This window comes from Inquilinus sp. Marseille-Q2685 (assembly GCF_916619195.1).
In the GTDB taxonomy this organism is placed as follows: Bacteria; Pseudomonadota; Alphaproteobacteria; order DSM-16000; family Inquilinaceae; genus Inquilinus.
Map to the genome: position 1 here is coordinate 1 of NZ_CAKAKL010000006.1, position 24,436 is coordinate 24,436.

At 67.9% G+C, this 24,436-nt stretch carries 22 protein-coding genes; 11 read left to right on the forward strand and 11 right to left on the reverse strand.

Annotated elements, in window-relative coordinates:
- Positions 1-136 precede the first annotated feature (136 nt).
- From LG391_RS23890 to LG391_RS23925, 8 genes are all read left to right on the forward strand, one after another.
- Entirely contained in the window at positions 137-1,036 is a 900-nt protein-coding gene (locus tag LG391_RS23890) for an ABC transporter permease subunit (protein ID WP_225770899.1), read from the forward strand.
- 1 nt (position 1,037) lies between these two features.
- Positions 1,038-2,021 carry an ABC transporter ATP-binding protein gene (locus LG391_RS23895; protein WP_225770557.1) on the forward strand — a complete coding sequence of 328 codons (984 nt, stop codon included), beginning with the start codon at positions 1,038-1,040 and terminating at the stop codon, positions 2,019-2,021.
- On the forward strand, positions 2,018-3,037 hold the full coding sequence (locus LG391_RS23900; RefSeq protein ID WP_225770558.1) for a peptide ABC transporter ATP-binding protein: 1,020 nt from the start codon (positions 2,018-2,020) through the stop codon (positions 3,035-3,037). The genes LG391_RS23895 and LG391_RS23900 overlap by 4 nt, the downstream gene beginning before the upstream one ends.
- A 127-nt stretch (positions 3,038-3,164) precedes the next feature.
- Complete coding sequence (locus LG391_RS23905) at positions 3,165-3,683, forward strand: hypothetical protein (RefSeq protein ID WP_225770559.1); 519 nt, start codon at positions 3,165-3,167, stop codon at positions 3,681-3,683.
- A 480-nt stretch (positions 3,684-4,163) separates the two neighbouring features.
- Positions 4,164-5,711 (forward strand): hypothetical protein, encoded by a 1,548-nt coding sequence (locus tag LG391_RS23910; protein ID WP_225770560.1) that lies wholly within the window; start codon positions 4,164-4,166, stop codon positions 5,709-5,711.
- A 297-nt stretch (positions 5,712-6,008) separates the two neighbouring features.
- Entirely contained in the window at positions 6,009-6,827 is an 819-nt protein-coding gene (locus tag LG391_RS23915) for a hypothetical protein (protein ID WP_225770561.1), read from the forward strand.
- Positions 6,828-6,865: 38 nt separating this feature from the next.
- Positions 6,866-7,648, forward strand: a complete 783-nt coding sequence (locus tag LG391_RS23920; RefSeq protein ID WP_304608559.1) for an ion transporter — start codon at positions 6,866-6,868, stop codon at positions 7,646-7,648.
- Positions 7,649-7,750: 102 nt separating this feature from the next.
- A complete protein-coding gene (locus LG391_RS23925) occupies positions 7,751-8,140 on the forward strand; it encodes a VOC family protein (RefSeq protein WP_225770562.1) in 390 nt (129 codons plus the stop codon).
- 225 nt (positions 8,141-8,365) lie between these two features.
- Here the strand turns inward: LG391_RS23925 and LG391_RS23930 are convergent, their stop codons facing one another.
- Entirely contained in the window at positions 8,366-9,631 is a 1,266-nt protein-coding gene (locus LG391_RS23930) for a hypothetical protein (RefSeq protein ID WP_225770563.1), read from the reverse strand.
- Positions 9,632-10,222: 591 nt separating this feature from the next.
- Here LG391_RS23930 and LG391_RS23935 point away from each other — a divergent pair.
- Complete coding sequence (locus LG391_RS23935; RefSeq protein ID WP_225770564.1) at positions 10,223-11,821, forward strand: PBSX family phage terminase large subunit; 1,599 nt, start codon at positions 10,223-10,225, stop codon at positions 11,819-11,821.
- 22 nt (positions 11,822-11,843) lie between these two features.
- On the opposite strand, the gene LG391_RS23940 is transcribed toward LG391_RS23935, so the two are convergent.
- From LG391_RS23940 to LG391_RS23955, 4 genes are all read right to left on the reverse strand, one after another.
- On the reverse strand, positions 11,844-12,317 hold the full coding sequence (locus LG391_RS23940; protein WP_225770565.1) for a hypothetical protein: 474 nt from the start codon (positions 12,315-12,317) through the stop codon (positions 11,844-11,846).
- A 124-nt stretch (positions 12,318-12,441) separates the two neighbouring features.
- Positions 12,442-13,293: a helix-turn-helix transcriptional regulator gene (locus tag LG391_RS23945; RefSeq protein ID WP_225770566.1), complete on the reverse strand. Its 852-nt coding sequence runs from the start codon at positions 13,291-13,293 to the stop codon at positions 12,442-12,444.
- A 79-nt stretch (positions 13,294-13,372) separates the two neighbouring features.
- Positions 13,373-13,543: a hypothetical protein gene (locus tag LG391_RS23950; RefSeq protein WP_225770567.1), complete on the reverse strand. Its 171-nt coding sequence runs from the start codon at positions 13,541-13,543 to the stop codon at positions 13,373-13,375.
- Positions 13,544-13,784: 241 nt separating this feature from the next.
- Positions 13,785-14,417: a response regulator transcription factor gene (locus LG391_RS23955; RefSeq protein WP_225770568.1), complete on the reverse strand. Its 633-nt coding sequence runs from the start codon at positions 14,415-14,417 to the stop codon at positions 13,785-13,787.
- A gap of 163 nt (positions 14,418-14,580) precedes the next feature.
- Here LG391_RS23955 and LG391_RS23960 point away from each other — a divergent pair, with 163 nt between their 5' ends.
- A complete protein-coding gene (locus tag LG391_RS23960; RefSeq protein WP_225770569.1) occupies positions 14,581-16,317 on the forward strand; it encodes a hybrid sensor histidine kinase/response regulator in 1,737 nt (578 codons plus the stop codon).
- On the opposite strand, the gene LG391_RS23965 is transcribed toward LG391_RS23960, so the two are convergent.
- The 5 genes from LG391_RS23965 to LG391_RS23985 all read right to left on the reverse strand — a co-directional run bounded on the left by LG391_RS23965 (position 16,304) and on the right by LG391_RS23985 (position 22,608).
- Complete coding sequence (locus LG391_RS23965; RefSeq protein WP_225770570.1) at positions 16,304-17,668, reverse strand: hypothetical protein; 1,365 nt, start codon at positions 17,666-17,668, stop codon at positions 16,304-16,306. The genes LG391_RS23960 and LG391_RS23965 overlap by 14 nt on opposite strands.
- A gap of 184 nt (positions 17,669-17,852) precedes the next feature.
- A complete protein-coding gene (locus LG391_RS23970) occupies positions 17,853-18,446 on the reverse strand; it encodes a LysE family translocator (RefSeq protein ID WP_225770571.1) in 594 nt (197 codons plus the stop codon).
- Positions 18,447-18,521: 75 nt separating this feature from the next.
- Complete coding sequence (locus LG391_RS23975) at positions 18,522-18,908, reverse strand: DUF488 domain-containing protein (protein WP_225770572.1); 387 nt, start codon at positions 18,906-18,908, stop codon at positions 18,522-18,524.
- Positions 18,905-19,591 (reverse strand): helix-turn-helix domain-containing protein, encoded by a 687-nt coding sequence (locus LG391_RS23980; protein ID WP_225770573.1) that lies wholly within the window; start codon positions 19,589-19,591, stop codon positions 18,905-18,907. The genes LG391_RS23975 and LG391_RS23980 overlap by 4 nt, the downstream gene beginning before the upstream one ends.
- 53 nt (positions 19,592-19,644) lie before the next feature.
- Positions 19,645-22,608: a hypothetical protein gene (locus tag LG391_RS23985; RefSeq protein ID WP_225770574.1), complete on the reverse strand. Its 2,964-nt coding sequence runs from the start codon at positions 22,606-22,608 to the stop codon at positions 19,645-19,647.
- Positions 22,609-22,909: 301 nt separating this feature from the next.
- Here LG391_RS23985 and LG391_RS23990 point away from each other — a divergent pair, with 301 nt between their 5' ends.
- Positions 22,910-23,266 carry a DUF4112 domain-containing protein gene (locus LG391_RS23990; RefSeq protein ID WP_225770575.1) on the forward strand — a complete coding sequence of 119 codons (357 nt, stop codon included), beginning with the start codon at positions 22,910-22,912 and terminating at the stop codon, positions 23,264-23,266.
- Positions 23,267-23,327: 61 nt separating this feature from the next.
- Here the strand turns inward: LG391_RS23990 and LG391_RS23995 are convergent, their stop codons facing one another.
- Entirely contained in the window at positions 23,328-24,368 is a 1,041-nt protein-coding gene (locus LG391_RS23995) for a DUF1254 domain-containing protein (protein ID WP_225770576.1), read from the reverse strand.
- Between the last annotated feature and the right edge of the window lie 68 nt (positions 24,369-24,436).

The window sequence follows — 24,436 nt, forward strand, 5'->3', positions numbered from 1 at the left end:
TCACTCTCCCCCTCCCGCAAGGGGAGGGGGAGAGTGAAAACACGGGCCCGCGTTTCGAGCCGGGAGCCAGCCGATGACCGCCAGCCCCGAACCCACCGGCCGCGGCAACGCGCCGTTCATCGCCGGCGACCCGGTGATGACCCCCTACGCCCCGGCCCCGGCCGCGGTGTCGAAGCCGCCCGGGCCGTTCCTGGAATTCTGGCGGTCCTTCAGCGCCAACAAGGGCGCCCTGGCCGGGCTGGTGGTGATCGCGCTGGTGCTGCTGGTGGCGGTCTTCGCCGACGTCATCGCGCCGCATTCGCCGATCGACCAGGACCGCACCGCCTTCCTGGTGCCGCCCTTCTGGCAGGAGGGCGGCAGCCTGGCCTATCCGCTGGGCACCGACGACATCGGCCGCGACATCCTCTCGCGCCTGATCTACGGCGCGCGGCTGTCGATGCTGATCGGCATGATCGTGGTCACGCTGTCGCTGGCCATGGGCCTGCTGCTGGGCCTGGCCGCGGGCTATTTCGGCGGGTGGCTGGACACGGCGATCATGCGCCTCCTGGACATCATGCTGGCGCTGCCCAGCCTGCTGCTGGCCATCGTCGTCGTCGCCATCCTCGGCCCCGGCCTGGTCAACGCCATGATCGCGGTCTCGGTCGTCACCCTGCCGCATTATTCCCGGCTGATGCGCGCCGCGGTGCTGAGCCAGATCCGAAGGCCCTACGTCACCGCCTCGCGCGTCGCCGGCGCCGGCACGCTACGGCTGATGTTCGCGACCATCCTGCCGAACTGCGTCGCCCCCCTGATCGTGCAGGCGACGCTGGGCTTCTCCACCGCCATCCTCGACGCCGCGGCGCTGGGCTTCCTGGGCCTCGGCGCCCAGCCGCCGACGCCGGAATGGGGCACCATGCTGGCCTCGTCGCTGCAGTTCCTGCAGCGCGCCTGGTGGGTGGTGACCTTCCCCGGCCTCGCCATCCTGATCACGGTGCTGGCCTTCAACCTGCTGGGCGACGGCCTGCGCGACGCCCTGGACCCGAAGCTGAAGCGCTGACATGGCCCTGCTCGACATCCGCAACCTGACGGTCGAGTTCCCGGCCGGCAAGGGACTGTTCCGCGCCGTCTCCGGCCTCGACCTGTCGATCGACCCCGGCGAGATCCTGGGCATCGTCGGCGAATCCGGCTCCGGCAAATCCGTCACCATGCTGGCGCTGATGGGGCTGGTCGCCTTCCCCGGCAAGGTCACGGCCGACCATCTGAGCTTCGACGGCCACGACCTCCTGAAGATGTCGCCGCGCCAGCGCCGGAAGATCATCGGCAAGGACATGGCGATGATCTTCCAGGAGCCGATGACCAGCCTGAACCCCTGCTTCACCGTCGGCTTCCAGATCATGGAGGCGCTGAAGGTGCATGAGGGCGGCAGCCGCCGCGCCCGGCGCGAGCGCACCATCCAGCTGCTGTCCCAGGTCGGCATCCCGGCGCCGGAGACGCGGGTGGACAGCTTCCCGCACCAGCTGTCGGGCGGCATGAACCAGCGGGTGATGATCGCCATGGCGATCGCCTGCCGGCCGAAGCTGCTGATCGCCGACGAGCCGACCACGGCGCTGGACGTGACCATCCAGGCGCAGATCCTGCAGCTGCTGGCCGACCTGCAGCGCGACCAGGGCATGGCGCTGGTGCTGATCACCCACGACATGGGCGTGGTGGCCGAGACGGCGCAGCGCGTGAACGTGATGTATGCCGGCGAGCTGGTGGAGGAGCGCATGGTCGGCGGGCTGTTCGGCCGGCCGCGCCACCCCTATACCGGCGCCCTGCTGGAGGCGCTGCCGGAGCGCAGCGCCGGCCACAGGCGGCTGCCGACCATCCCCGGCGTGGTGCCCGGCCCCTATGACCGGCCGGCCGGCTGCCTGTTCAACCCGCGCTGCCGCAACGTGCTGGACCGCTGCCGGGCCCAGCACCCGGACCTGACGCCCGATCTGGACGGGCGGACGCGCTGCTTCAACCCCTTGAGCACCACCCAGCAGGAGGTGCGGCCGTGAGCGCGCCCGCCCATCGCCCCGCCGATTCCACCGCCCGGGCCCCCGCCCGCCCCCCGGTCGTCGAAGCGCGGCAGCTGAGCCGCTTCTACGAGGTCAAGACCTCGCCCTTCAAGGCGGCGCAGACGCTGCGCGCCCTGACCGAGATGTCGTTCTCGCTGCAGCCGGGCAAGACCCTGGCCGTGGTGGGCGAGAGCGGCTGCGGCAAGTCCACCCTCGCCCGCGTTGTCACCATGATCGAGCCGCCGACCGAGGGCGAGCTGACGATCGACGGCATCCCGGTGGCGACGGCGGACAAGGAGCAGCGCCGCGCCCTGCGCAGCGCGGTGCAGATCGTGTTCCAGGACCCCTACGGATCGCTGAACCCGCGCAAGAAGGTGGGCGCGATCCTGGAGGAGCCGCTGAAGATCAACACCGCCATGAAGGCGGCGGAGCGGCGGCAGGCGGCCGAGGCGATGCTGTCGAAGGTCGGCCTGCGGCCGGAGCATTACGACCGCTATCCGCACATGTTCTCGGGCGGGCAGCGCCAGCGCATCGCCATCGCCCGGGCGCTGATGCTGCGGCCGAAGGTGGTGGTGGCGGACGAGCCGGTGTCGGCGCTGGACGTCTCGATCCAGGCCCAGGTGCTGAACCTGCTGATGGACCTGCAGGAGGAGTTCGGCCTGGCCTATCTGTTCATCAGCCACGGCCTGTCGGTGGTGGAGCACATCGCCGACGACCTGGTGGTGATGTATCTGGGCCGGCCGGTGGAGCACGGCACCAAGGAGGCGATCTTCCGCCATCCGCGCCACCCCTACACCAAGGCGCTGCTGGCCTCGACGCCCTTCGTCGACCCTACCAAGCGGGCCGAACGGGTGGTGCTGAAGGGCGAGCTGCCCTCGCCGCTGAACCCGCCGCCGGGGTGCGCGTTCCACCGCCGGTGCCCGTATGCGACCGACCTGTGCCATTCCGTGCGGCCGGAGCTGCGGGCGGTGGATGGGCGCATGGTGGCGTGCCATCATGCGGAGCAGGTGGGATAGGGGGGCGCTTTGGGAATGAGTCCTGCGTCCGGTTTCTGCACACCCTCGCTACCCTTCCGAAGTGGGCAGAGGCCACAAAAGTGTGCTATTATTCTAATTTATCGGTGTACTATATCTGGAGATTCTAATGCAACGATACATCAATGCTATTGAAGCGTCTCTGTCGAGTGAGAATTGGTATGCTGCACTTGGCATTGCGCTAATGATGCCGGATGTGTGTAGTGGCCTTGAGGAAGGCTATGGACGCGGCAGGTCCAGATACATAGAGTGGTTCGATACATATATGCTCAGAAAATATACATACAATCACGCGATTTCCGGCCCTATCATTTTCCTGAATGGTCGCAACTGCTATGCGCTTCGATGCGCTTACCTCCATCAGGGCTCAGAAGATCTGTCGCAACATGAAGTCAGAGAGAATCTTGATCGAATCAAATTTACTACAAGCGGAACGCACTGCGGCCGCATAAACAACTTACTCATTCTCAATGTTCATGAATTCTGTCGAGATATTTGCGAATCTGTCCGAGAATGGATTCTGAATCGAATGAGCATCGATCCCAAAATCCAAGAGAGAGCAAGGGATTTAATTGGCTTTGGCGATGGATTTGTCTTAAGCGGGACGCAGACTTCTGCGCGACCTTAGCCGGTAAAAAGTTGGTCTGAGGCCGTCCAATTTATGCACTGTCACCGAATTGAGATCTGCCGACACTAGCGGCCCTGACCTCTTTGCAGAAGATCCTGGACACAACTTGGCGAGAACAGCAGCTCCGCCTTTACCCTGGTTGTCGCTTGACCTCGAAAGCAGACATTCGGCCGACCTGCTGGGTCGTTCCACGTGAGGGCTGGATGAGAAGCCGGAAACGGCATGACCGAAGGTGACCACGCGGAGCATTGTCATCTTGTTGGGTTATGTGTATTCCGCAAGAAGAAGGACATTTAATTTAAATCTCTGTACAACCGCCATTGAGAGACGGCTCAACGAATGGAACCTCAAGACACCCCATCTCAGCCCAAAACAGTGGATGAGGATGCAAATTCGGGACGACGAGACCCGAGCGGCAGAGTTGTTCCCTTAGCTGGACGACTGTCAAGCCAGGGGCCTATCATCCGATCAGTGTCGCAAGTGAGCTTTGAAATTGGCGGCGAGCTTCCGTTTCAATCTGCCATACGCGAAGCCATTAAATGGATGCGTGAGCGCAACCCTGCAATACCCACCTCGGCACTTGAAGGCGAGGCTTTTGAGGTCGGCGGAGGCGGTGTTGCGCCGGCGCAGTCCATCGTTCTCAACTTTGAGAGTGGACGGGTGTGGGCCGCGAGCCTGGATGATCCAGACAAAACGATAGCTGGAAGAACCTGGGTAACTGAGATTACTGTAGGCGAACAAGCAGGCCGAGTCCTTTTTGGAGCGCGCCTAATTAACGTGACACTCCGCACAGACGATCCGTTCGTGCCAAGCCTTCCTGGCGTCGCCCGCCAAGTTGTCGAGCGACTGCCGTCTCGCGCCGATCGGACCAGCTTGTCCGAGCGCGCTAGACGGGTCAACACGTCACAAGAACTCGATGATATGATCGATCTGCTCGACGATGAATCCCGTCGATTACCTGTGGTCGTGATCGCCGACAAAGTCAGTCGCCCAGTGTTTTCACAACCCAACTCGCTTGCGCGCCGCTTGGCTGGCGCTGCACACGTGATTGCTCTTGGTGCCGATGCAGCTCGCGGACTGATACGACGCTGGGGGAAGCCGTTATCTGTCTATGATGGTGCTGCGCGTCTTTACAGACCTGGATTTCGCTCCGACCGTTCCGACCCCTATGAGCATCCATTGTGGATACCTCGCAATGGATCAACCTCCGGTGGCCGCGCGGATCTTGTAGTCTCGCGTGTGCTTGCCGAAAGCGTGACAACGGCAAGAAGGGATGACTATCCGAGATTCAACGTCATTCGCCAAGCGGCAGCCGCCCGGGAAATTGCTGCCCGCCGAGCCACAGCCACCGATACAGACCTGAGCCGCCTATTCGAGGAGGAGAATCAGCGCCTAACGGATGAGTTACGCAAAGTCCGGCAAGAGTTCGACCAATGGCTAGATGATAGCGAAGTCTCCCGCAGGGAACTCGAACGGCGAGTAGCTGAGATAGGAGCTGAGCTCGCTCGCGCTCGGGCACAAAATGATCACCTACGCGCAGCCCTGGCTAGCGGTCAGCCTCCAAAACAACGGGAGCCGTTGCGGGATTTACGTGAATTTGGCACTTGGGCCGAAGATAATCTCTCTACTAACATTTGGGTGGCTCCCAAGGCAGTAAAGGAGACCGAAAAGAATGGTGTCTTTGACAATCCAGTGCTATTGGGAGAGGCTCTTTTCATGCTGGACGACTTCTATGTTTCCATGCGCCGAGAACCAGGACCTGGTCGTCGTTTGGCATATGAATCTCGCTTGAGTGAACTGAATTGCTCAGATCAACCTTGCTTCAGCATACGGAACCAGATAAAATCATTCCCGCAATATAGCGTAACATACAACTTCGAACGACTATGGTGCGATCAGCATATAAAATACGGAAGTGGAACAGATCCTAGACGATTTTTTAGAATCTACTACCACTGGCATGACGCAGATCAGGTTCTTCTGATCGGCCACATGCCTACGCATCTAGATAATAATTTGACAAACTGACAAACAGTTCGCTGCTCAGAAAATCATGACACTTTCGGCTGGCCTCACCCTTGCCTGAGAGCGAGGGTACGGCTGGCTCTCATCTGAGCTAACCGACGAATCACTTCATTTCACTAGCTGTCCAACAAGTCGTACAGTTACACCGTAACCGCCATAACCCGTCTGCGACCGTTGCTGAGCCAGTTCAGCGACACCCTTATTTCGATACGAATCTGATACCCGGATCCGACACACTTTATTCCAACCCGAAAAAGTGGCAAACAAGAGCATCGTAAGCACACATTTGAATGGCTCGTTATGAAAGACGCTCCTGCGCATATCGTCCTGACGATCGATGTTGAGCAGCCGGTGGAGGTCTCTGATTTTGTCGCGCTGTTCACCTCGCTATCAGATCAGTTTACTCAATTCATAGCGAGCAAGCATCCAAAGCTTTCCGGGTCTTCAGATATGTACATCCGCGAAGTACGGAAAGGATCAATCGAAGCCGATCTGATCCCATGGGCACTCGCCATCATCTCCAACATGGATCGCATTTTGATCGTTGAGGAGTTTGTAAGAACCTACGCAAGCCGGCTTAAAGTTTTCTTTAAAGAGGGAGGCCGTTTGGAGGGGGCGTCAAGGAATGATTTGAAGGATTTCATGGGGGCAGTTTCCGCTATAGCACGCGATCCGAATGGTACCAGCAAAATCAAGGCTGTCGCGTACGAGAACGGAAAGCAAGAGATTAGAGCTTCAATCCAATTCGACACAAGAGAGGCGAGGACGGCAGTAAACGAAATTGGAGAACAGCGCAGACTACTGGAACACCAATCCGCCGAAGAACACAACCGCGTTCTCATGGTATTTTCTCAATCAAACGTAAAAGACAGCCCGTTAGGAAAAAGATCTGGAGAGAGAGTAATCATTGAACAACTCAGCCCAAAAGATCTCCCCCTCATTTATGCATCCGATCTTGCCGAAGAGCAAATTAAGTACGAAATTCGAATGGCCGATGAAAACGTATTCAAAAAGGGATTTGTCGTTGACGTTAACGTTGAGACGAAAGCAAATCGGGCCGTAGCGTATAGGGTGGTCAACCTGCACCAAATCATCGACCTCCCGGATGAGGCAGCTTGAAGCCTAAGCCTCAAAAAACGTCCTCGGCGAGGGGAATCATGGACTGGCGAAAGCATGTTCGCACCGCCCTCGACGGCCGGCATCCCGGGCTGGGGCATCGGGTCGAGCTGGGGCTGCACGCGCTGATCCTGTATTCCGCCCTGTCGATGGGGGTCGAGACCCTGCCCCACCTGCCGGGCTGGGCCCAGACGGCGCTCTCCGTCTCCGAGGCCGCCGTCGTCGCGGTGTTCACGCTCGAATACCTCCTGCGCCTCGCTACCGCCCCCGCCCCGGGCGCGTATGCGCGCAGCTTCTTCGGCATCGTCGACCTGCTGGCGATCGCCCCCTTCTATCTCGGTCTGGTCTTCATCGGCTTCGGCCTCGACCTGCGCGCCGGCCGGGCGCTGCGGGTGTTGCGCCTCGTCCGGTTGCTGAAGCTGGCCCGCTACACCAGCGCCGTCGACCGCCTGATCGCCGCCTGGCGCGCCGTGAAGGAGGAGGTCGTCGTCTTCGGCATGGCGGCGATAATCGTCCTCTATGTCTGCGCGCTCGTCATCTGGCAGTTCGAGCACGACGCCCAGCCCGAGGCCTTCGGCTCGGTGTTCGACGCGATGTGGTGGGCCGCGGTGACGCTGACCACCGTCGGCTACGGCGACGTCACCCCGGTGACGGCCGTCGGCCGGATCTTCACCGTGCTGATGCTGTTCGTGGCGCTGGGCATCATCGCCATCCCGACCGGGCTGGTGGCCTCGGCGCTGAGCGCGATCCGGCAGAAGGAAGCGTCGGCCGCGGCCGAAGACCGGGAGGCGGGCCGGCGCCCGGCGACGGCCGCCCGCGACTGAGGGGCCGCCCGGGACCGCGCCCGGCGGGGCGTGCGCCGCCGGCGGAATCGGGTCACACTCGGCGGCGCGACCGGGAACGGCCCCCTGACGCCGGAGGCTTCGATGCTGCATCATATCGAGATCTACGTCTCGAACCTGGACGCGTCCCGCGCCTTCTGGTCGGCGCTTCTGGCGCAGATCGGGTATCGGGAAAGCGGCCGCTGGGCCGACGGCTTCACGCTCGACAACGGGCGCGACGCCTATCTCACCTTCGTGCAGGTGGCCGAGAAGCATGCGTCCCGGCCGTATCATCGCTGCGGCGCGGGCCTCAACCACCTGGCGTTCCGGGTGGAAGGCCGGGACGCCGTCGACGCGCTGAGGCGCCATTGCCGGGAGAACGGCATCACCAGCCTCTATGACGACAGATACCCCTTCGCCAATGGCGGCACCGACTATTACGCGCTGTTCATCGAGGATCCGGACCGGATCAAGGTCGAGTTCGTCGCCGTCTGATTCCGGCGAGCTCTCGATCGGCTTCTCCACGATCGTCATCCCGGGCGCGGTGCAGCACGACGTGGTGCACCGCGCCCGGGATCTCTTCGAGGATGGCAGCGAGATCCCGTGTCTGCGCCGCGGCACTGCGCGCCGCAGCGCGCACGGGATGACGATCACGTCATCGGCTCGCCGTCCGAGCTCATCGGCCCGGAGGATCGGCAACGCCGAGCACCGCCGCGGCGGTCACTTCGCGGCGCATTTGTAGCCCGACGGCGGCCGGGCGGCGATGCCGCTGGTGAGGCCCCCCGAGACCTGCAGCCCGAGGACCAGGCACACCTCGTAGCTGATGACCTTGCTGGTGGGAAAGCCGTTGAAGGGGACGGACTGGACGCCGTCATACACCGCGGTCAGGCTGGTGCCGTAATAGGGCGTCGAGCCCCAGGCCATCTTCTCCGATGTCGTGGTGCCGAGCGGGTTGCCGTAGGGCAGCTCGTATTGCGACGACTGGTACGGCCATTCCCAGTCGCAGGGCAGCGTCTGGCCGCCGTCCGGGCAGCCCTCGCCGCCATTGTAGGTGGCCGAGGTCTTGCCGCGCGCCTCGGAATAGCCGTCGCGGATCGAGGAGGACGCGTAGGGCTTCGGCTCGAACATCCCCATCTCGAAGCCGCCGGCCTGCAGCGAGTTGAAGCGGGCGCCGGCGTTCGGCGTGTTCCAGGTCCAGCCCACGCTGCGGGTCAGCGGGGCGGCGGTGGTGGTGAACTTGTAGCGGTCGCCCCAGATCACCCGGTCGATCGGCCGGCTGCCGGCGTCGAAGTTCATCTTGCCGTAGGGCCCGCGCAGATCGAAGCTGACCCGGTCCGGGCCGGGGACCGGCGCCAGGCTGACCTGCGTCACGATCCGCGGCAGGGTGGCGCCGTCCTGGAAGTACCAGGTGATGGTCACCGGCAGGTCGTAGCGCTTGAACAGCGCCCGGTTCGTGCCGAGCGGCGGGCTGTCCTCGCCGGTGTCCGGGTTGATGCCGTTGGGCGAGAGGGTGCCGTATTTCGGGTAGGTCGTCCTGTATTCGACGATGACGCGGTCCGCCGTGGTCGGCACGATCCGGCGCGTGACCGCGAAGCCGCGGCCGAGCGGCGAGTCGTCGACCCCGAAGATCTTGCCCGCGATGGTGGCGGACGACCCGTCGGAGAACAGGCGGTAGCGCTCGTGCCCCACGAAATAGCCGAAGCCGTCGCCGGCATCGGTCGGGTTGACCGTCATCGTCGCCAGGGCGCCGTTCTTCAGGTAGCGGTAGGTCATCTGCACGGCATAGCCGCCGTGGCCCGTGTTTCCTTCGCCCTCGCGCTTGAGCGACACGGTGCGGATCCGGCCCATCGAATCCGTCCACGACACCCGGTCGACGACGAAGCCGTTGACCGTCGCGGTCTGCAGCGTGGCGGCGCCCGCCGGCGGCGCGGCGGAGGCGAGGGTGCAGATGGCGGCCGAGAGGACTCCCACGAACATCCTGCGCATATCGGTCTCTCCAATATCGTCGAATATCGCCCGCCGGACCGCTGGCGCGGGGTGCGGCGGCCGACAAGCTGTAGCCGACATCCCGGGAGCGGGCGTCATCCGTTTGGATGATCCGGAGCCGGGGCGGAGGGGCCGGGATGAGCGGTCGCGGCGGGATGATCGCGGCGGCGGCGCGGCTTCGGCGGACCTCGACATCGGCTCTCCTTCTCGGAGAACCGTCCCTATTTTCCCTGTCTCACCCCAGGGGTCCACTCCAGGGTCCACTCCAACGGCAGCACACGGTCGCTAAAAGTGCACTGTCACCGAATTGAGGCCGATTGGGGGTCCGGCCGGGGGCGTGGTGGGGGGAGCCCCGGGCCGGACCCGGATGACGGCGCTGGAGCCCGCATCCGCGCGCATTCAGCCCTGGCCGCGGCAGGGCGGTCGATCCCCTATTTCGAGGGGGTCGCCGTCCGGGCCGGGATGCGCCGCCCGCCTATGTTCTGCTTTTGTTCTTGACACGATGCCGCATCGCACGGCATAGTTCAGGCACAGTCAGACAGTTGCGCCCGCCCGGCCCCGCCGCGGCGGGCTTTTTCATGCGAGGCCGGGATGCGGGACGATTTGATGGGGATCAAGCAGAGCTGGGTCGACTTTGCCGACCACTTCACGCTTTACGGCGACGCCAAGGCAGCGGCCATCTTCGCCCGCTTCGACTGGCACAACGCCAACAAGCAGGGCTACGACATGCTGAAGAGGCCCAAGGTCCTGATCTTGTGCTTCGAGGCGGTGGCCGGGCGGCGACAGCAGGGATGCCCACCGCCGCCGCCGAAAGTGATCCGCCGGCTGGTCGATGCGACCGAGGCCCGGCTGGTCCCCGGCGCCACCACCGGCCGTGCCGTGGCCGACCTGGCGCGGCTGGACCAGGCGTATCGCGAATTCCGCCGCGACCTGGGGCTGGACGAGGCCCCGCTGCCTCCGAAGCGGGATGCGATGCCCGCCGCGGCCGAGCCCCCCGCCCTGCCCCTGCTCGACTTGGCGCCCGCGTTCCGGCCGCTGCAGCGCCGGTGCCGCTACAAGGGCGCCTATGGCGGGCGCGGCTCCGGCAAGTCGCATGTCTTCGCCGAGTTGCTGGTGCGGCGCTGCGTCGAGGCGGCGCCGGTGCGGGCGGTGTGCATCCGCGAGGTGCAGCGGTCGCTGGACCAGTCGGTCAAGCGGCTGATCGAGGACAAGATCCAGGCGCTCGGGCTCGGTGCCGCCTTCCGGGTGCAGGCCGACCGCATCCTGGCGCCGGGCGGCGGCCGCATCATCTTCCAGGGCATGCAGAACCACACGGCGGAGTCGATCAAGTCGCTGGAGGGCTACGACATCGCCTGGGTGGAGGAAGCCCAGGCCCTGTCGATCCGCAGCCTGGACCTGTTGCGCCCGACGATCCGCAAGCCGGGGTCGGAGCTGTGGTTCTCCTGGAACCCGGTGCGGCCGGACGACCCGGTCGACGCGCTGTTCCGCGGCGGCCCGCTGCCGCCCGATTGCGAGCTGGTGCCGGTGAACTGGTCCGACAACCCGCATTTCCCGGAGGTGCTGAAGGCGGAGATGGAGTGGGACCGGCAGCGCGACCCGGAGAAGCACCAGCATGTCTGGCTGGGCGGGTATCGCCGGGTCAGCGAGGCCCGGGTGTTCACCAACTGGAAGGTGGAGGCGTTCGAGACGCCGGCCGGCGCCCGCTTCCTGTTCGGCGCCGACTGGGGCTTCGCCCGCGACCCGACGGTGCTGGTGCGCTGCTTCGTGCAGGGGCGGACGCTGTTCGTCGACCACGAGGCGTACCAGGTCGGCTGCGAGATCGACCGCACCCCGGCCCTGTTCGACACCGTGCCGGGGGCGCGGCGCGGGCCGATCATCGCCGACAGCGCCCGGCCGGAGACGATCAGCTACATGCAGCGCCAGGGCTTCGGCGCCATCAAGGGATCGGCCAAGGGGCCGGGGTCGGTCGAGGAGGGCGTCGAGTTCCTGAAGGCGCACGACATCCTGGTGCATCCGCGCTGCCGCCACCTGATCGACGAGCTGGCGCTGTACAGCTACCGCACCGACCCGAAGACCGGCGCGATCCTGTCCGAGCTGGAGGACCGCGGGAACCACGCCGTCGACGCCCTGCGCTATGCCGTCGAGGGCCAGAGGCGCAGCACCTACGACACCTCGATGAAATGGGTGTGACGGCCGGATGCGGACGGGCCGCTCAGTACCGGTCGGCGGCGGTGCAGCCGACGACGTCGATCGACTTGATGACGTCCTTCATGTCGGTGAAGGCCTGGATGTTGCAGAGGAAATCGACATTGTCGACCTGCACCATGCGGTTCTCGCCGACCGGCGTGGTGACGTCCTCGGTGATCAGCATCGGCGCGATGCCGTGGCCGCCCTGCGTCCGGCCGACGACCCGCTGGCTGGTCTGGGTGCCGGTCTGCACCCACCGGCTCTGCCACTGCCGCGAGATCCGGGTGTTGTCCCAGGCATAGGTGCCGCCGTCGGTGCAGTAGGAGCAGGGCGGCAGGTTCAGGGTGGGCGGGCCGAAGGCCTGGATGGCGACAGAGATCGGCTTGCCGACCATGGCATCGGCCGCCTGCTGCACCGGGTTGGGCCGCGACGCCACGCAGCCCGCCAGCAGCAACGCCCCGGCGGCCGCCAGGCCGCTCAACTCGAGGATGCGCACCATCAACTCGAACTCCCCCTCCGGTTCAGAACCATGGCCCCAGGTGTCGGAAAAGCCGGCCGCCGGCAAGGCGCCGCCCCGCCCGGAGGCCGAAGTCAGCAAGTTTCTTTGACCGTCCGTCCACGGCCTATCCGGCGCCGGGCGTCCGCGCCGGATAGGCCTCCGGCGAGGCCGGCCCCGGGGGAAAGCCGTGATACCGGCGGTAGACCGCCCGGAAATACCAGGTCTCGGCGAAGCCGTACCGGCGCGCCACGGCGGCGATCTCCTCGCCCGCCTCCAGCTCGACGCGCGCCCGCTCCATCCGGCGGCCGAGGACGAACTGGTGGGGCGTCATGCCGGTCGTGCGCCGGAAGCTGCGCAGGAAGTGATAGGGGCTGAGCGCGGCCGTGGAGGCGAGATCCGCCACCGACAGCCGGGCGGCGAGATTGGCCTCGATGAACTCCGTGACGCGCCGCAGCCGGCGCGGGTCCAGGCCGCCGTCGCCCCTGCCCGCGGGCCTGCCGCCGAAGCTGGTCATCAGCAGCCGGCCCCAGAGCTGATGCAGCAGCTGGTCGCCCCCGAGATCCGACAGGGCCGTCCGGCGCAGCATGACGCCGCGCAGCCGCGCGGCCACGGCCCAGACGACCGGATCCGGGGATGCGGGCATGAACGGGGCGAGGCTCGCCGCCGCGGGGACCGCCATCTCGTCGGCGACGGCCCGGCGCACGCCGTCGTCGACCGCGAGCGCCATCGCCTCCCCCGGACCGCCCGTCTCCAGGACCGAGGCCGGCCCCGCCCCGAAGACGAAGACGCGGTCGTTCGGGGCCTGCGAGACGACCTGCCGCCCGTCGACGTCGAAGCGGCCGAATCCCCAGTCGTTGAAGGTGACGAGGACGATGTTCGGAGCGACGGCGACCGGCTCCTCATGCGGGCTTATCCCGGCGCACCGGATCAGGACGGACTCACCCGAAGACCAGGTCTGATGGACGACGGGAGGCATGGGCGGATCCGCGCTGTGACGGGACGGACGCCGAGGGCTTGGCCGGAAAGCCGGCGGCACTGCGGCATCGTGAAGGCTTTCAGCGGGCGTCCGGGCCGAAGGAGGGCGCCCGATGCACCGCCGCCGGAGGGGAGCCGGCGGCGGCCTCGAAGGCCCGGGCGCGGTCCGGGACCGCGACCATCCCGAGCGCGAGGGCGGCGCACTGCACGATGACCGGCACCATCGAGGCGTGGACCTTGCCCAGGGTCACGGAACCGCCGATCCCCCGCTTCCGCCCCGAAACTCTTCCGCGCTTGGCCACGGCTCCCCCTTCGACGATCGTCTGCAAGTGTTCAGGCGGCATCGCAAGGCATCGGCCGGGCGCATCGCCCGACGACGGGACGGATGCCGTGCCCTATCCATTGATCGCTTTGCGGCCGGAACGCCATTAGCACAGATGCACTATCGGGACGCTTCGCCGCCCCGGGCGGGGCAGGCGCGCCGGGACGCGGCTAGGCGCCGTCGACCAGGCCTTCGCTGACGGCCTTGACGGCCGCCGCCGCCCGCGAACCGACATTCAGCGCCCGCAGCAGGGCCGACACATGGATCCGGACGGTGAAGGGCGAGATGGCGAGACGGGCCGCGATCTCCTTGTTCGACTTGCCCTCGGCGAGGAGGCGCAGGACCTCCCTCTGGCGATGGGTCAGCCCCCATGCCTCGCCCTCCTCCGGCAGAGGGAGGGTTTCCGACGAGGCGGTCCTGACCACGAAATCGCCGTCCCGGATCGCGGCGATCGCACGGCTGATCTCGCCCGGCGGGATGGTCTTGCTGATGAAGCCGTCGGCGCCGTTCGCCATGACCCTGTCGATGGTCTGCCGGTCCTCGACCATCGAGATCACGATGATGGACGAGCGCGCGAACTCCTGGCGCAGCTCCACCAGGGAGCGTTCGAGGACCAGACCCGGGAACAGCAGGTCGAGAACGAAGGTGCCCGGCGGCGGGCCGGCGCGCGCGGCCGACAGCACCTCGTCCATCCGGCCCGCTTCGATCACCTCCGCCGCCGGCGCGATGCGCTGCAGCAGCCGGCGCATGCCCTCGCGGAAGACCGGATGATCGTCGGCGACGATGATTCTCTCGCTTGCCACCGCCCCTTCATCCGCCAGCAGGACGTCACCGTCCCGACCACCGCTTGTAGCATCGGCGACCGGCCGGGCCAAACGGTCCGCACTAGCACAGATGCACTATGGCCATCGCGCCCGGCGCGAAAACCCGGCACCATGACCGCGGTTTCGGGGGATCTGCAGGATCATGACGGCCAGAGAGACCGGCGGCTTCGCGCCCTTCCGCCGGCTGCGGGCGGCGGCGCGGCGGGTGTTCGGCCTCGGCGAGACCGACGACTACGATGCGGAGCGGACGCAGGGGATCATCCGCGTCGTCCTGCTGCTGGTCTTCGACGCCTATACGATCCCGGTCGCCCTGACGTCGGGCCAGCCCGCCCCGGCGGTGACCCTCTATTGCGCCCACGCCCTGCTGTACATTCCGGTCTCGTGGCTGTTCCTGCTGATCATCAGGAGGTGGCCGGGCCATTACGTCAGCCGCCGGCTGCTCTTCATGGCCAACGACACCGCGCTGATGACCTTCGCGATGGCGCTGGGCGGCGCCCCGGCCCTGCCGGTCTACCTGTTCCTGCTGTGGGCGGTGGTCGGCCACGGGCTGCGCTTCGGGCCGAACTACCTGGCCGCCGCGGCCGGGGCCACCCTGATATCGCTGCTGATCACGACGCTGCTGAACGACTACTGGCAGGCGAACCCCTATCTCGCGGCGACGCTGATGATGACGACGCTGGTGGCGCCCAGCTACGCCTATGTGCTGCTGAAGCGCGTGCGCGGCGCCTATGATGCGGCGCTCGAGGCCAATCTCGCCAAGTCCCGCTTCCTGGCCCAGGCGAGCCACGACCTGCGCCAGCCGATCCATGCCATCAGCCTGTTCACGGCCTGCCTGCGCGACGCCGGGCTGGGCCGCGAGGAGCGGCAGATGGTCGAGAACATCGACCGCTCGCTGCAGAGCGTGTCGCGCCTGTTCCGCTCGCTGCTCGACATCTCGACCCTCGACAGCGGCAGGGTCACGCCGCGGCCGGAGCCGGTGGCGATCGGCGCGCTGATCGACGACGTCGTCCGGCAGAACTCGGAGGCGGCGCAATGGGCGGGCGTCGCCATCCAGGCCGTTCCGACCAGGCTCCATGTCCAGGCGGATCCAGCGCTGCTCACCACCATGCTCCAGAACATCGTCGCCAACGCCCTGAAATACGCGGCCGGCCGGCCGATGCTGATCGGCTGCCGCCGGCGCGGCGGGCGGCTCGCGGTCGAGGTCCACGACCGCGGCGACGGCATCGCCGCGGAGCATTTGCCGAAGCTGTTCGACGAGTTCTACCAGGTGCGCGAGCGCGGCGACAAAGACGTCGAGGGGGTCGGCCTCGGCCTGTCCATCGTGCGGCGCCTGTCGCTGCTGATGGGACTCACCGTCTCGCTGCGGTCGGTCGAGGGGCGCGGCACCGCGGTGGTGATCGGCGGCCTGAGGATCGTCGCCCCGCCGCCCCTGGCGGAACGGCGCGCCGCCGCGCGGCCGGCATCGGCCATGGACGGGCTGACGGTGCTGCTGGTCGAGGACGACGAGGATGTGCTGGATGCGACGGCGGCCCTGCTGGAGAAATGGGGGTGCGTCGTCCATGCCGGGACGGCGCCGCCGGAGCGGAACGTGCCCTGCGACATCCTGATCACCGATTTCGACCTGGGCGCGAGGACGACCGGCACCGACTGCATCGAGCGGGTGAGGCGGCTCGCCGGCCGCCGGATTCCGGCGATCGTCATGACCGGCCATGACGAGAACCGCGTCCGGGAGGATCTCGGCGATCCCGACATCCCGATCCTGTCCAAGCCCGTCCGGCCCGCGGAGCTGCGGTCGGTGATGATGGCCGAGAGGCTGAAGGCGCAGGCCGCCGCCTCCGGGCTGCCGCCGACAGATCGGGCGCCGGTCAGCCGCCCTTGACGTGGTCGAAGATCAGCGCCCAGTTGTCGAGGCGCCGGACCAGACCGTCCGCCCCGACATAGCTCTCCCCCGCGATGTCGCCGTAGCGGTCGCGGAGGTTGCCGCGGGCGCCCTGCTGGCGCCCCTGCATCTGCCCGGCGCCGGCATCCTGCGGCCGGCCCCAACCATAGGTCAGGATGGTGCCGGCGGGATAGGCCACGTCGGTGATGATCAGCACCCGGCGGCGGCTGACGATGGTGACGGACCGGATCGCATCGGGCAGCAGCCCGTCGGCGGTCCAGAGGTCGAAGCCCATATTGGCCGTGGCCGTCACCCACGCCGTGTCGAATTCCACGCGGTTGCGGAACTCGACGCCGGGCGGCGGCGGCGGCAGGGCGAACGTCACCTCGATCACCCGCCCCAGCCACAGCACGCCGGTCACGTCGAGACAATGGATGCCCTGGGGCCGCCCGGCCCGGCGGTCCTCGATCAGCCGCTTCTGCAGCCGCGCGAAATAGCGGGCGCAGAACTGGTAGCTGACATTGTTGAAGTGATGGTCGCCGGTGGCGGCGCCGGTCGGGTGCGAATAGTCGAAGATGTAGTTCGGGCAGGCGATCCGGACCCATGGGCCCTGCCGCTGCGCATCGCGATGCGCCAGGGCCGCGATCGGCCGGGCGTGGCCGTAGAAGCGCCAGGCCGCGGTCTGGTACGAGATGAACAGCGGCCGCCAGGGCTGGCCGGTGACCGCCGTTGCGTCGCGGGCGATGTCGGCCTCAAGCTGGATCAGCGTCGCGGCGTAGAGGGCGCGCGGCGTCTGCAGGAAATCGTCGCGCTCCCCCTGCATCCAGCCGGTGCATTCATAGGCGTAGGTCGCGCCGCGGGCCGCCCCGACGGCAACGCCCCCGGCGACCGACGCCATCAGCCGGGCGTATTGCTCGGTGCCGGGCACGAACTGGGCGATGGCCGCCGAGCCGAGCCCGGGGGCCGAGGCCAGGTAGCACCAGTCCTGCCCGCCGGGCGCGATCCCGTCCTCGTCGGCATAGCGCTCGACCAGGCCGTTGGCCCAGACCGAACAGACCGTCTCGCCCTGGTTGGCGGCGCTGCTGGCGGTGGGCCAGTTGACCTCGTCCTCGACCAGCGGCTTGACCGCGTCGTAGGGACCGTAATGGCGCGGCCCCTGGCCGCCGGGCCCTTCCCAGGTGATGTTGGCGTAGGGCTGGGCCAGGCTCAGCGCCGGCCGGCCCTGGGTGCCGCCCGACAGGCTCTGGCCGTAGGACAGCAGATGCCGGATGGCCGCAGGCGACCAGCCTTCGATCGCCGGCCCGTCGGTCTCCGGCCGGCCCTCCGCCGGGGATCGGTCATCCTGGTCCATGAAGCAGCCCCTCCATCCGCATTCGGCCGGCATCCACCCCCAGGCAGGTCGTCCGGTGCCGTCCATGCGTTCGGCCGGCGCCGGCATGGCCGCCCGCAGCGGCGACCGTGGAGGAACGGCCGAGGGTCGCCCGCCATTCCGGCGACACTGTGTCGGAGCGAGGGATTTTCGAGGACGCCGGTCCTCACGCCAGCATCGGCCAGAGCGTCGCCGCCAGCAGCGCGGCCATGGCGAGGTTGAACCATCTCAGCCGGGCCGGGTCGGCCAGCAGGCCGCGGAGGGCCAGGCCGAAGCCGGCCCAGGCCAGGATGCTGGGCAGGTTGACCAGGGCGAAGGCGGCGGCGACCAGCGGCACCGAGGCGAACGGCGACCCGGGGCCGGCATGGACCGCCATCGCCGTCGCCGCCACCGCCCAGGCCTTCGGGTTGACCCACTGGAAGGCGGCCGATTGCCAGAGAGTCAGCGGCCGCGCGGCGGTCCCGCCCTGGCCGAACGCGCGCGACCGGCCGATGCGCCAGGCGAGATGCAGCAGATAGGCGGCGCCGGCGAGCCGAAGGCCGGTGTGCAGCGCCGGCCATGCCGCCAGAACGGCGCCGAGCCCGCAGCCGACCGCCAGCAGCAGCGCGGTGAAGCCGAGGGTGATGCCGGCCACCTGCGGCAGGGTGCGTCGCAGGCCGAAATTGGCGCCGGAGGCGAGCAGCATCAGGTTGCTCGGCCCCGGCGTGATCGAGGTCACGAAGGCGAAGAGGCACAGCGCCAGCAGCGCGTCGATCGGCATGGGTCGCTCCCGTCATCCGGCACCGGCGGACGATGGCCCGGAAGCGGACGCCGATGGGGTCCGGAATCCGGACCGTCAGCCGAGGGCGGCGCCGCGGTCCTGCAGCAGGGCGCGCAGCACGGAGCGGTGGCAGCGGGCCTCGTCCGCGCAGTAGCAGCCGAGCGAGAAATCGGCGCCATGCGACAGGGCGGCCAGCAGATCGAGGGTGCGGCGCGGGGCCGGCCGGTCCATCTCGGCCCGGAAGGCGCGGGCGAAGGCGGTCCAGTCCGCCTCCGTCCGCACCGCCCTGCCCTGTGCCAGCAATTCGGGGCTGGGCGCGAGCTCCGGATACCAGACGTCGAACCAGTCGTCGGCGGCATAGCGCGCCTTCGGCACGCCGCGCGGCAGCCGCCGGACCGTGCCGATCCGCGTGCCCTCGCCCGGATGGCGCGGACCGCCGAGGCGGACGATCCGGACGGTCATGCGCCGAGCGCCGCCCGGACGGGCGCCGCGGGCCTGACGTCGGCCAGCTGGTAGCGCCGGAACCAGCCCGGGAAGGCGCGGACCAGCGCCCGCGGCCCCTCCACCGCGAGGCCCATCCGCCGCGCCTCGGCGAAGCCGGCGTCGCCGCGCCACCACGCCACCAGGGCGGACAGCGGCGCGTGGACGCGGAGCGGCTCGGGGAAGCCCGGATTGTGCGTGCACAGCGACGCCTCGGCCGGCGTCAGCAGCAGGAAGCGGGGCCGGTGGCCGCGGATCTCGAAGCGCACCACCAGCGGATCGCGCGGCAGCGCCTCGAAATCGACGCGCCGGCGCAGGTCGACCAGCAGCGGCTCGAGGTCGAGATCCTCCGCCTCCGCCTGCCTCGGCAGCCAGCGCTGGCCCCAGTGGCCGAGCGCGCCGACCAGCCCCGCCAGCTCCCGCCCCGCCTCGGTGAGGACATATTCCGGCCCCTGCCCGCCCTCGATGCGCTCGACTGCGCCGATCGCCGCCAGTTCCTGCAGCCGTTCCGACAGCATGGTGCGCGAGATCCGCGGGATGCCGCGGCGGATGTCGTTGAAGCGCCGGCTGCCGCACAGCAGCTCGCGCACCACCAGCAGGGTCCAGCGCCCGCCCAGCGCCTCATGCGCGCGCGCCACCGCGCAGAACTGACCATATCCCGCCATGGCGGCACCCTAGCACGGCCAAGCCGCGCGGGCGCTCCGGAATCCGGACCGCCTCAGGGCACCGCCACCTGGCCGCTGGAGACGACCTGCAGCTTCCAGCCGGCGATCTGGGTGCCGCCGGTGTCGAGATGCCCGACCAGGAACTTCAGCCGCTCCGGATCGTCGCCCTTCGCCGTGCAGAAGCGGTCCTGCAGGTAGAAGGGCGGCGTCGCCTGGTAGTAGAGCGTCGCCTGCACCGCGGCCGGGCGGCTGCCGGCCGGCAGGTCGGACAGCGGCACCTCGTAGACCAGGCTGTCGCCGCCCCCGGCGACGTAGTCGGGGTCGCCGTCGACGCCGGTCGGGCCGGCCTCCCGGGCCAGGTCCTCGGTCGCGCCCAGGGCCTTGGCGATCTCGGTGCGTTCGGCCAGCGGCAGGAATCCGTGCGGCAGGATGCGGTTGTCCTTCACCGTGCTGCAGATCGACAGGAAGCTGGTGGTCAGCATGCCTTGCGGCATCGTGCCCGGGCCGCACATCGCGGCCGTGGCGTCCGGCGGCGGGGTCGACACCAGCTCCTGGTAGATCTGGGCCTGGTCCTGGGCGGTGATGGTCTGGTAGTGCGGCTGGTGCAGCCGCGCCTGCGGCTGGATGCGGGACGTGCAGTCGTCGGTCCACCAGTATTCGCCATCGAGCGGGGTGCCGGACGGGTCGATCAGGGCGCCGGCCGCGTTGGTGCGGCCCGAGGCCCAGAGCGTGTTTCCCTCACGGTCCAGCACCTGGAACTCCAGGAAGGCGCGGCGGAAGCCGACGCCGGAGGGCAGCTTGTGGCCGGTCTCGCTGCGCACCGTCACCGTCGCCCGCAGCGTGCCGCCGGAGGTGGAGACGCCGGTCACGGCGACCTCCGCGGTGCCGTTGCCGGCCAGGTCGAGCATCGCCTGCTCGGTCCGCACCAGCGGGTCGACGCCACGGGTCAGCATCGGGTCCGAGGTGGGGATGCCCAGCACGTCGGGGAATTGCTGGGCGATCTTGATCAGGAAGACGTTGAGGCCGACCAGCGTGTGGGCGGCGAAGCCGTCGCGCACCTCAAGGTCGATGTCCTCCGGCCCGAGGTTGTTCTCGGCCTCCGGGAAGGTGCTGTATTCCTGGATGCTGGCGATCTTGCTGCGCATCGGCGTGCCGTCCGCCGCCTTCGACGGCATATGGCAGCCCTGGCAGGACTGGGCCAGGCTGCCGGCCCCCTGCGGCAGCGGGCCGTCCGGGGTGGTGCCGGTGCGATAGGCGCTGAAGGCCCATTCCGGATAGGTCGTCTGCTCGTAGATATGGGTGATGGTCTTGCCGTCCTGCAGCACCGGCAGGTGCACGGTATGGCAGCTGCCGCAGACCTCGGAGCTTCTGATCGCCGTGTCGTGCCGCGGCGTGATGCCGAGCGCGTTCCGCATCGGCTTCACCTGCGGCGCCTCGAACGGGCCGATCAGCGTGTCGGGCGGGCCGACCAGGAAGCTGCCGGTGAAGGTGCGGGCGAAGCCGGTGTTGTCCGGGTTCAGGAACTGCTGGCGTTCGGCGATGCAGGCGTTCTCCGGCGCGTCGGCGACGCCGGCCGCGGTGGGGCCCAGCGCCATGCGGTGGCAGGCGGTGCAGGAGATGCCGTCGCGGGCGAGCGCGCCGTATTTCACGTGCGCCGCGGTCGGGTTGCCGTCCGGCCAGGGCACCGCGTTCACCATGTCGCGGGTGAAGTCGAGGCACTTGTCGGCCGCCGGGACCGTGTCGATGTGGAACTGCCGCTGGCCCTGGATGCCGTGGCAGCCGAGGCAGGTGTTCTCGACCAGGCCCTTCATGCCCGGTTCGGGATGGAAGGTCTGCGTCTCGCTGGCCAGCTGGGCGAAGAAGAACGGGTCGCGCCCGGCCAGCCCCATCGGGGAGCTGCGCCAGGTGCCGTAGGGCGACAGGTTGAACAGGGTGTCGCCATGCGGGTTCGGCACCGTCATGTCGAATTGCAGCCCGGTGCTGCCGGCGTCGTGGCAGCCGAGGCACTGGGTGGAGGTGACGAACTGGTCCGCCGCGCGCGGGCCGCCGGCGCCGACCCAGCTGTTGTCGTAGGTCGCCGACGGCATCATCGGCACCGTGTCCCAGCCCGGCATCTTCAGCAGATAGGCGCGCAGGGCCCGGTCGACCGCCTTGTCGGCCTGGTACAGCGGCTCGCCCAGCCGGCTCACCTCGTCGGGCGGCAGGGTGACCTCGCGGTGATGGTCCGGCGGCGACGGCGCCGTGAACCAGGACTGGCTGAGATAGACCAGCGGCCGCCCCGGCTCGCCCTCGATGTTGCGCGGCGAGGCGAAGGTCAGGTTGTCCTTGGCCGAGGCGTGGCAGTTCATGCAGTACTGGGCGAAGCCCATGTTGCCCAGGCCGTTGTTCGGGCTGGGCGGCCAGTCCGGCGACCAGCCGCCATTCGGCCCGAAGCCGTACCAGCCCCAGAACCAGCCGTCATGCGAGGCCTTGCCATCGCGGATCATGACCGCGGCGCCGGAGGTCGGGTACAGCTTCAGCGGGTCGACATCGGCACAGGCGGCTCCGGGATACGGGAACATCTCCTTGACCATGATCGCGCCGTCCGGCACCGGGGGTGGCGGGTTCGCCCCGGCGGACTCGCCGGAGCGGTACCGGACCAGCCAGTCGGCCATGTCGGGCGAGTACCAGATCACCACCGGGGTATGGGTGCCGAAGCCCTTGCCCTGCCAGGCGCCGGCCGCCAGGGTCGCGGTGAACGGGCCGGCGTCGCGGACATGCTTGTCGCGGCGCCAGCCGGACGCCGGGTCGCGGTGGCAGTAATTGCCGAAGAACTGGTCGAGCTTGGCCTCGTACTGGTCGAGCGGCAGGGCCGAGGGGGTCCGCACCGCGGCGAGCAGGCTGCGGCACAGCGCCGGGTCGGTCGGCACCAGCGGCTGGGGCTGCTCGGCGGTGCAGCGGGCCGGGGCGGCGAGGCCCGGATGGGCGAACAGGGCGATGGCGACGGCCGCGAGCAGGCCGGCCCAGCAACGGCGCACGGCTCCATGCCATCTCTTCCGGCCCCGATCGGCCGAGCCCATGACCTTTTGCATGACGCCTCCCCAACCGGCGCTTTTGCCAAAGCAATCGACGCAGAACAGAAGCCGGCCTACTGGCCAAATATTGGAATATTCAATGGAGAAGCAGCCTATCACGCAGCCGCATTGCTTCCTATTTCAATAATTCGAGCAAAATTCTCCAAAGCTTGATCCAGTCCTTGCGGCCGACCGACCGGGCGGGATGGACATTCGCCCGGCCGCCCCCCATCTCATCCGCCGGCCGACATCGCAGGACCGCGCCTTGGACCACGCCGCCGAACTGGACCGCCTCGACCGCCTCGCCAGCCTGATGGATTCGCGCTGGCGCCTGCCACTGCTGGGCTGGCGCTTCGGGCTCGATTCCGTGATCGGGCTGGTGCCGGGGCTGGGCGACGTCGCCGGCGGGCTGGTCTCCGCCTGGCTCATCCTGCAGGCCCGGCGCCTCGGCGCGCCGAACCGGGTGCTGGCGATGATGGCCGGCAACGTCGCGCTGGACGTCGCCCTCGGCAGCGTGCCGGTGCTGGGCGACCTGCTGGATCTCGGGCTGAAGGCCAACCGCCGCAACGCCCGGCTGCTGCGCCGGCACTTCCAGCGATACGGCGTGTCCGCCGGGGCGTGACGCTTCAGGCGATCCGGAACAAGGCGCCGATGAAGCCGCGCATAGGCCGGCAAGGCGCCCCTCAGCTCTCGGGCTGCGCCAGGGGGAACTGCCAGGTGCCGTCGAGGATCTCCGCCCGCGGCTGGAAGAGGCGCACGGTGTAGTTCCACCCCTCCGTGACCGGCAGGCAGTTCGGGATCTCGCCGTCGCAGCCGCCGAACTGGATGGTGACCTTGCCGTCCGGGCCCTTCTTCGCGGTGAGGCTGTTGACCGAATAGGCATCGTAGGGGTTCGGCTGGAAGTAGCCTTCGGCGTCATAGACGGTGAGCGACCAGAAGCCATCGACGGGCACATCCCCGACCGTCAGCCTGTAGACGGTTCTGCCGTCGTTCCGGGCCGGCGTGATCGGCAGGTAGAGCGCGTCCGTCTCGCGGTTGCCGCCCCAGAGCATGGCGCTGGCGATCAGGTGCTTGACCGGGTCGACCTCGCTTTCATTCGCGCCGTACATGCGCCAGGAATCGGAGATCGTGGTGCCGAGCTGCAGCAGCGCGGCCTTCACCTTCCTGAGGCTGGCGTCGTCCCAATCGGGAACCTCGAAGGTGCCAGGGCTGTCCTGGCGGACCTCGATCTGGTCCTGCAGGGCGTGGACCCGCCGGACCTCCTGCTCGTCCGCGAAATCGACGAGGAAGCGGACGACGACGATGCCGTAGCGCGTGCCGACCATCTGCCGGGTCAGGGTGTGGGTGCCCGCGCCGGTGAAGGCGGCCGGAGTGTACTGGTCCTGGTTGACGACCTGCAGCCCCATGAAGCGCCTGGCCCCGTCCGGCAGCGTGATCGTCACCGGGCCGGCATCGAGATCGAACACCCCGAAGGAATACAGCGTGTCGCGGTTGGGCCGGATGATGGCGTTGCGCTGGTCCGGGCGCGCGAGCTCGCGGCCGTGCTGCAACTTGCCGAAGGCGCCGTTCTTCACCGCGCCGGCGAAATAGACATCGGTCTGGGCGCGGCTGTAGCTCGCGACGGTGACCGGCTCGGCCGGTGATGCCGTCGTCTGGGCCGATGCGGCGGAACCCGCCATTGCGAGCGACATGGCGGCCAAGATCCTCGTGCTGGTCTTCGTCATGGTGCTTCCAGGTGACGCCGGTCTTTCGGACGCACCGCTATCTAGATCCCTCAAATACGGAAAGGAAC

What these genes read in the sequence shown, in the direction of transcription:
- LG391_RS23890 (WP_225770899.1), top strand. Translation starts at nt 137, where the DNA reads ATGACCCCCTACGCCCCGGCCCCGGCCGCGGTGTCGAAGCCGCCCGGG.
- LG391_RS23895 (WP_225770557.1), top strand. Translation starts at nt 1,038, where the DNA reads ATGGCCCTGCTCGACATCCGCAACCTGACGGTCGAGTTCCCGGCCGGC.
- LG391_RS23905 (WP_225770559.1), top strand. Translation starts at nt 3,165, where the DNA reads ATGCAACGATACATCAATGCTATTGAAGCGTCTCTGTCGAGTGAGAAT.
- LG391_RS23915 (WP_225770561.1), top strand. Translation starts at nt 6,009, where the DNA reads ATGAAAGACGCTCCTGCGCATATCGTCCTGACGATCGATGTTGAGCAG.
- LG391_RS23920 (WP_304608559.1), top strand. Translation starts at nt 6,866, where the DNA reads ATGGACTGGCGAAAGCATGTTCGCACCGCCCTCGACGGCCGGCATCCC.
- LG391_RS23925 (WP_225770562.1), top strand. Translation starts at nt 7,751, where the DNA reads ATGCTGCATCATATCGAGATCTACGTCTCGAACCTGGACGCGTCCCGC.
- LG391_RS23930 (WP_225770563.1), bottom strand. Translation starts at nt 9,631, where the DNA reads ATGCGCAGGATGTTCGTGGGAGTCCTCTCGGCCGCCATCTGCACCCTC.
- LG391_RS23935 (WP_225770564.1), top strand. Translation starts at nt 10,223, where the DNA reads ATGCGGGACGATTTGATGGGGATCAAGCAGAGCTGGGTCGACTTTGCC.
- LG391_RS23940 (WP_225770565.1), bottom strand. Translation starts at nt 12,317, where the DNA reads ATGGTGCGCATCCTCGAGTTGAGCGGCCTGGCGGCCGCCGGGGCGTTG.
- LG391_RS23945 (WP_225770566.1), bottom strand. Translation starts at nt 13,293, where the DNA reads ATGCCTCCCGTCGTCCATCAGACCTGGTCTTCGGGTGAGTCCGTCCTG.
- LG391_RS23960 (WP_225770569.1), top strand. Translation starts at nt 14,581, where the DNA reads ATGACGGCCAGAGAGACCGGCGGCTTCGCGCCCTTCCGCCGGCTGCGG.
- LG391_RS23965 (WP_225770570.1), bottom strand. Translation starts at nt 17,668, where the DNA reads ATGGACCAGGATGACCGATCCCCGGCGGAGGGCCGGCCGGAGACCGAC.
- LG391_RS23970 (WP_225770571.1), bottom strand. Translation starts at nt 18,446, where the DNA reads ATGCCGATCGACGCGCTGCTGGCGCTGTGCCTCTTCGCCTTCGTGACC.
- LG391_RS23975 (WP_225770572.1), bottom strand. Translation starts at nt 18,908, where the DNA reads ATGACCGTCCGGATCGTCCGCCTCGGCGGTCCGCGCCATCCGGGCGAG.
- LG391_RS23980 (WP_225770573.1), bottom strand. Translation starts at nt 19,591, where the DNA reads ATGGCGGGATATGGTCAGTTCTGCGCGGTGGCGCGCGCGCATGAGGCG.
- LG391_RS23995 (WP_225770576.1), bottom strand. Translation starts at nt 24,368, where the DNA reads ATGACGAAGACCAGCACGAGGATCTTGGCCGCCATGTCGCTCGCAATG.